General features: G+C 39.4%; 5 protein-coding genes and 5 tRNA genes. 3 read left to right on the top strand and 7 right to left on the bottom strand.

The genetic code is table 11. From position 1 onward, the window contains the following. On the top strand, positions 1-251 hold a 251-nt coding region (locus tag F564_RS19605; protein ID WP_228373930.1), incomplete at its 5' end, for a transposase. A gap of 97 nt (positions 252-348) precedes the next feature. Here the strand turns inward: F564_RS19605 and F564_RS0117110 are convergent. The 5 genes from F564_RS0117110 to F564_RS0117090 all read right to left on the bottom strand — a co-directional run bounded on the left by F564_RS0117110 (position 349) and on the right by F564_RS0117090 (position 910). Continuing rightward, positions 349-422 (bottom strand) — tRNA-Arg (locus tag F564_RS0117110). Positions 423-455: 33 nt separating this feature from the next. Then, positions 456-530: transfer RNA gene (locus tag F564_RS0117105), tRNA-Pro, on the bottom strand. A 91-nt stretch (positions 531-621) separates the two neighbouring features. Beyond that, positions 622-695, bottom strand: a tRNA-Arg gene (locus tag F564_RS0117100). Between the two features lie 32 nt (positions 696-727). Then, positions 728-802 (bottom strand) — tRNA-Pro (locus tag F564_RS0117095). 21 nt (positions 803-823) lie between these two features. Beyond that, positions 824-910: transfer RNA gene (locus tag F564_RS0117090), tRNA-Ser, on the bottom strand. Positions 911-1,044: 134 nt separating this feature from the next. Here F564_RS0117090 and F564_RS0117085 point away from each other — a divergent pair. Together F564_RS0117085 and F564_RS0117080 are read left to right on the top strand one after the other, a co-directional pair. Beyond that, on the top strand, positions 1,045-2,052 hold the full coding sequence (locus F564_RS0117085; protein WP_028123669.1) for an N-acetylmuramoyl-L-alanine amidase: 1,008 nt from the start codon (positions 1,045-1,047) through the stop codon (positions 2,050-2,052). A gap of 7 nt (positions 2,053-2,059) precedes the next feature. Continuing rightward, positions 2,060-2,599, top strand: coding sequence for a GNAT family N-acetyltransferase (locus tag F564_RS0117080; RefSeq protein WP_034981918.1), 540 nt, complete (start codon positions 2,060-2,062; stop codon positions 2,597-2,599). 449 nt (positions 2,600-3,048) lie between these two features. Here the strand turns inward: F564_RS0117080 and prmA are convergent, their stop codons facing one another. Together prmA and F564_RS0117070 are read right to left on the bottom strand one after the other, a co-directional pair. Continuing rightward, positions 3,049-3,876, bottom strand: a complete 828-nt coding sequence (prmA, locus tag F564_RS0117075) for a 50S ribosomal protein L11 methyltransferase (RefSeq protein WP_028123667.1) — start codon at positions 3,874-3,876, stop codon at positions 3,049-3,051. Between the two features lie 129 nt (positions 3,877-4,005). Beyond that, positions 4,006-5,805 (bottom strand): TonB-dependent receptor plug domain-containing protein, encoded by a 1,800-nt coding sequence (locus F564_RS0117070; RefSeq protein WP_028123666.1) that lies wholly within the window; start codon positions 5,803-5,805, stop codon positions 4,006-4,008. Between the last annotated feature and the right edge of the window lie 789 nt (positions 5,806-6,594).

Here is a 6,594-nt window from a genome sequence, read left to right as displayed (position 1 = left end):
AAAAATCTGTGGCAATGCTCAAGTTAGCACATTGGTTTAAAGAAGTGGAAGAATCAGGATTTAAATCTTTCTCAGTACTCAGGAAAACCATAATGATCCATTACAAAGACATTCTCAATTATTTTGAGAGAAGAAGTACCAATGCTTCCGCCGAGTCATTCAATGCTAAAATAAAAAACTTCAGATTGCAACTAAGAGGTGTGCGGGATAAAGCATTTTTCTTGTTTAGGTTGTCTAAGCTTTTTGCCTAGCCCCCAAGTTTTGGAATTGATCCCTGACCTCGACTGGATTCAAACCTGTAAGCTTCTAAAAACAAAAAAACTCACAACTTGACATTGTGAGTTCTTGTGAGCGCGTCAGGATTCGAACCTGAGACCGTCTGCTTAGAAGGCAGATGCTCTATCCAGCTGAGCTACGCACCCATTTGTAATTTTTTCGAAAATCACTAAAAACTGTCGGGGCGGCAGGATTCGAACCTGCGACCTCCTGGTCCCAAACCAGGCGCGATGACCGGACTACGCTACGCCCCGTAAATTAAATTAAAAATATTTATTATCAAATACAGCAATAAACATCTAGCTTTCCAATAAAAAAAAGAGACCAAGAATGATCTCTCTTTTGTGAGCGCGTCAGGATTCGAACCTGAGACCGTCTGCTTAGAAGGCAGATGCTCTATCCAGCTGAGCTACGCACCCATTGTAATTTTTACGAAAATTACTAAAAACTGTCGGGGCGGCAGGATTCGAACCTGCGACCTCCTGGTCCCAAACCAGGCGCGATGACCGGACTACGCTACGCCCCGATAAGTCATCTTTTTTAGCTGCGGAGAGTAAGGGATTCGAACCCTTGGAACCGTTTCCAGTTCGCTTGTTTAGCAAACAAGTCCTTTCGGCCTCTCAGGCAACTCTCCTTGCAGTTTCAGTGATATATTCTATCCCGTTATTGCGAGTGCAAATATAGTAGACTTTTATTTAACTACCAAAAAAATATATTTATTTTTTTTCATATTTTTGAATCACTAAATACAACCCAAAATAAACACGAATGCGTAATTCATTATACATCATAACCTTAGGGTCATTAATCATTTCTTGCGGATCCCAACAAAACACTGTAAAAAGTAAAACTCCAACAAAAGTCACAACCGCAAAACCCGTAGTTCCTATAAAAAAACCGGAAATCAAACATGATGAAGGCGATTATTACAAAGTCAATATCGCCGATATTAGCAAAAATGACAACACGGTAAGCTATGGTTCTATCGTGAGTGCAAATCCGGCAGGCTTCAAAGTGGTAAAAACCCACTTCCCTTCTGTGGGGCAGAATTTCCGCCAGCGCTATGTGATTTTACATTATACTGTATTAGATGATGAAAAATCTATTTCTACCCTGACTCAGCAGGCCGTAAGCGCGCATTATCTTGTGAATACTTTACCGGACAAGGAAATCTATCAATTGGTAGACGAAAACAAACGCTCTTACCACGCTGGAATCAGTTTTTGGAGAAAGGATCAACAACTGAATGACACTTCTATCGGAATAGAGATCGTGAATATGGGCTACAAGGTAGACTCTACGGGTTACAGAGTTTTCACACCATATCCGGAAGATCAGATCAAGAAAGTGGCTGCTTTGGTGAAAGACATTGTCACACGGTATAATATTCCGCCAACTAATGTCTTGGCCCATTCTGACATTGCACCAACGAGAAAACAAGATCCAGGTCCACTTTTCCCTTGGAAGAGATTGTACGATGAATATCAGATCGGGATGTGGTATGATGAAACGGCGAAACAAACTTTCCTGAACCAAATCTTCACAACCAACGATATAGTCTTACAATACAACAATCCGGAGTTTGTGTCCAGAGTTCAGCAGCAGCTGGCGCAATTTGGTTACGCTTTGACCGTGAATGGCATTTGGGACAAGGCTACGAAGCAAACCATTGAAGCATTCCAGTTTCATTTCCGCCCGACGAATTACAATGGAATGATGGATGCCGAGACCTTGGCTATTTTGCAGGCTTTGATTCAGAAGTATCCGCAGAAGTAAGACGAATATGATTTTAAAAACTGAAAGATTAAATTTAAGACCGATTTCTGAAAACGATATTGACAAGGTTTTTGAACTACAATCTTTAGAACAAACTGCTAAATTTAATACAGCCAGAATCCCAAGCAGCATTGCTGAAACAAAAATGAATGTTGAAAAGTGGACCGCTGAAAACAATAAAGAGAACATCAAACATTTTACATTGGCTGTTGAATTGATTGCTGAAGAAAAATTCATCGGATTAATTGGATTGCATCTGGGAAAAGAACATTACAAGAATGCAGAAGTTTGGTTTCAATTCGATTACAGATTTTGGAACAAAGGCTACGCAACCGAAAGCCTAAGAAAAATAATTGATTTTGGTTTCGAAACCTTGAAGTTGCACAGGATTGAAGCTGGTTGCGCAGTCGATAATGTTGGTTCATTCACCGTTTTAGAAAAAGTGGGGATGTGGAGAGAAGCACACACGAGACAATTATTACCTTTAAAATCTGGTTGGTCGGATAATTATGGATACGCTATTTTATCTAGCGATGAGAGAACATAATTACCAATATCAAATCATTATTATTCGATAAACACTGTAAACAAATTGACGAATACAATGTTTATAGGATAAATCCACAGTTCGCCCCGCTGGAGCTTTGTTTTTCGGGGCTTGTTTTTTTCTATTAACAACAAGTCGCAATGGGACTAATTAAGTCAGCTCCGTTAGGAGCAATCTGTTAATAGCAAATAGTTGTTGTTAGAAGTTAAGCGCCAGAGGAGTGACCCGTATATTGGACAACGATGGTATTGAATCTTGCATTCTCTAAAAACAAACCCTCGAAAAAAAATTCCTAGGGTTTGTTTTTTTATGACTAAAATTGATTGTATGTTTAAACCCGCAGCCCGACTTGAGTGGAGCTCTTTTTCTTTTTCGTTGCCTGAGCGTAGCCGAAGGTAATGAAAAAGAAAAAAGCGGGAACGGAAGGCGGATAAAGCTGCCCAAATTATTTATGTACTCAACAACAGAGAAACCCATTCTTCCCGTTGGATTTTCTTCTCAAGTGTCAGATTTTGTTCCGTGCAGACTTCCAAAATATCGTCCACATCAAAGAAGCAAAGTCCGGACAACAGTAGTTTTCCGCCATCTTCCAATACGGAAACGTAAGTCGGAATGTCAGAAATTAAAATATTCCTGTTGATGTTTGCCAAAATGATCTCGAATTTTTCTTTGCCAAGATTGTCAGCCGTTCCTAACGCAATGTCCAGTTCTACGTTGTTTCTTACGGCATTTTCTTTGGAGTTTTCCACAGACCATTCATCGATGTCGATGGCAACGGTTCTGCCCGCTCCTTTCTGTTTTGCGAAGATGGCCAAAACCGATGTTCCGCAACCCATATCAAGCACTTTTTTGTGTTCCAGATCCATATCCAACATTTGCTGAATCATCAGGTGCGTCGTAGGATGATGACCGGTTCCGAAAGACATTTTCGGCTGAATCACAATTTCATGCATATTCGGATCCGAGTCGTGGAATTCTGCTCTGATAAGGACTTTATCTTCTACATTGATGGGTGAAAAATTCTTTTCCCATTCTTCATTCCAGTTGATATTTGGCATTTCCTCATAAGTGTAAGAAATCTCGATTTCTTCGTTTTGCAAAAGGTAAATTTCTTTTAACTCTTCTTCTTTAAAAAGGTCTTTTTGGATATAGCCCAAGATGCCATCATACTCTTCTGTGAAGCTGTCAAAACCGATTTCTATCAGTTCTGCCATCAATATTTCGTTCCAGGGTTGGAGTGGTTTTATTTTAAAATTGAATTCTAGGTAAGCTGCCATTGTTTAAATTTTTGCAAATTTAGTTTAAAACCACAAAGTCACGAAGTTTTTCACAAAGAACACAAAGAATTTTTACGCTAAGAAAACTTGTGAACCTTGTGCAGAACCTTTGTGCCTTTGTGTTTAAAATTAATTCATCTTAATATGATAAGTGAAACCTACGTGAAACCATCTTCCAGGCATCGGAACCAAGTTCGTTTCCACATATTTCGCATTCGTCAGGTTATTGACTAAGACATAAAAATTAAGGTCTTTGAATCGGAAATTGATTTGCTCATCAAGGATGTTATAACTACCCAGATTCACACGTTCCGAGTATTTGTAAATCAACTGATTGCTGAAATACTTCAAAAACTTCACATCCACTTGCGCTACAAACTGATGTCTCAAATTCTGCAAAGCGTATCTGGAAAGCTCTTCATTTTTATACTGATTGTCCAGATAGGTGTAGCCCAAACGGTAATTCAGGAATGAAAACAACTGCTGTTTGAACTCTGTTTCAAAACCTTTAAGATGGATCTCTCCAACGTTTTCGGCTTTCCAGGGACTAGTTGGCGTTTCTTTCAACCAATCGATGCCGTTGTTCGTATTGCGGATAAAACCGCTGACTTTCGCCAATATTTTCTCATTCTGGAACCGGTAACCTACTTCGGATGAAACAGCAGATTCCGGAATCAGGTTTGGATTTCCAATTTCCGCCGGACTCTTGTAATACAAATCCGTAAACGTGGGAATCCTGAAACCTTTGGAAACCGCTCCGAAAACTTTATGATTGGGATTAATGATAAAACCAACATCCATTCCCGGATAAAAGAAATTCTGCCCTGAATAATTCGCCCAACTCGCCCCAGGATTAACTTCCAATTTCTGATTAAAGAATTTGAACTGGTGGTCAAAAAACACCTGCGTGACATCCCGTTCTCTGTCACCCAGATTGCTGCTTACGAGATATTCTTTCCTGTAATCCACCCCAATTCCGGTGGTTCCAAGTGACGATTCGTACGTCGCATTGACCGTTCCGCCCACATTATTTCCGATGTGCATATTTCTGTAATACGACGGATTTTCACGGATAAAAAGATACATATCCTGCCCTCTTCTCCAGTAAACATTGGAATTGAAAGACAACTTCCCAAATCTCTGCTGATACTGCAAACTCACCACAGAAGCCTGCGCTTCCTCATATTGATTGATGGCCGCTGGTGACGCATAAAATCCATTCGCACCAAATTTCTTTTCAGAAAAACCAGCTTGCAAACTCAGACTTCCATCATTCAGTTTTAATTTATTCTGATAAAAAAAGTTTCTGATTTGATAATCTGTATTGAATCGATAACCGTCGGAAGCACCGTTGCTAATGGTAAATAGATTGGTCAATTTTTCAGAACCAAACGTTGCAGAAGCCGACAAATCATAAGTTTTGAAATCACCGCCTTGCGCTTTTATAGTCACCTGTTCGTCTGAAGAGGATTTGGTAACAATGTTGATAACACCAGCGTAAACATTCTGTCCATAGAGTTTTGCCGACGAACCTTTCATAATTTCTACCCTTTCCACCGCCGAGATATCAAACGGAAGATTGAAAGTATTATGACCAGTCTGCGAATCATTCATCCTAATTCCGTTGATCAGAATCAAAACCTGCTCAAACGAACTTCCGCGAATCGTAATGTCACTCTGAACACCGTTGGAACCTCTCCTTTTGATATCCAAACCAGAATAGAACTGCAACAATTCATCAATGCTTGTCGCGGGACTGTTTTGAATCTGTTGTTTCGTGATCACCGTCACATTTTCATTCACTTCATTATAAAGAATCGATAAAAACCGACCTTGTAAATTGACCTCATCGATTGCGTTTTCCTTATTCTGTCCAAATCCATTGATTGACAAAGCCAAAACCGACAACATCATAATTATTTTCTTCATAGTATATTTCCTTTCAGATAATTGGCGGCAAATATAGAAATAAGGCTTGTCTCACTAATCAATTAATCGGGAAAATTATATGATTAATAACAGCAGACTTTAGCCCAATGTTTAGAAGAATATGCTCCTTGTAAATGTTCCTATTGATCTTGAAAAATACAGAATCACCAACTCGCAGTTCAGCAAGCGGCTTTAGCTGTTTCGAAAGTGTTTTGTACAGGCCATACAAGTATCTGCAACAGTTTTTATAAGTAAGGAAAGACACTGGTGCAAGCGGTCATCAACACTTAAGAACCGCCTTGATCCAGTTGCAAAAATACCTTAAAACTTATATAAGTGTCAGCAACTGGTTAGATCAATGGTCGTCAGCACTTCGGAACCGGGTGCAACCACTTGCAGAACTACCCGCAACCATTTCCGAACCAGGTATACCCCGGTTCGTAACCACCCCCTCAGGGAATTTAAAATACGCGGCATCGCCTTACCAGAAAAAGGATTCTGAATGTTAAATAATTTTTAATTTGAAAACAATAGGGCTTTTAAGAAATATGACCTATTTCCATTAAATCCCGTAGGGATAACCTATTTTAATAGAAAATAGACAATGCCAGCAATCAAAGCTCCGTAGGAGCGACCTCTAAATCAACAATACCAATAGGTCACTCCTAAGGAGTTCTTTTGCAGATTAACTCTCATTTTCTATTAACAGAACGTTCCTAAGGAACTAATCAATCCGAAATGTTCATATTTATAGAAAATGAAATTTTACAAACGGATTCAGAATAAAAT

This window comes from Epilithonimonas tenax DSM 16811, assembly GCF_000428485.1.
In the GTDB taxonomy this organism is placed as follows: Bacteria; Bacteroidota; Bacteroidia; order Flavobacteriales; family Weeksellaceae; genus Epilithonimonas; species Epilithonimonas tenax.
This window is presented reverse-complemented; position numbering and strand designations above follow the sequence as displayed.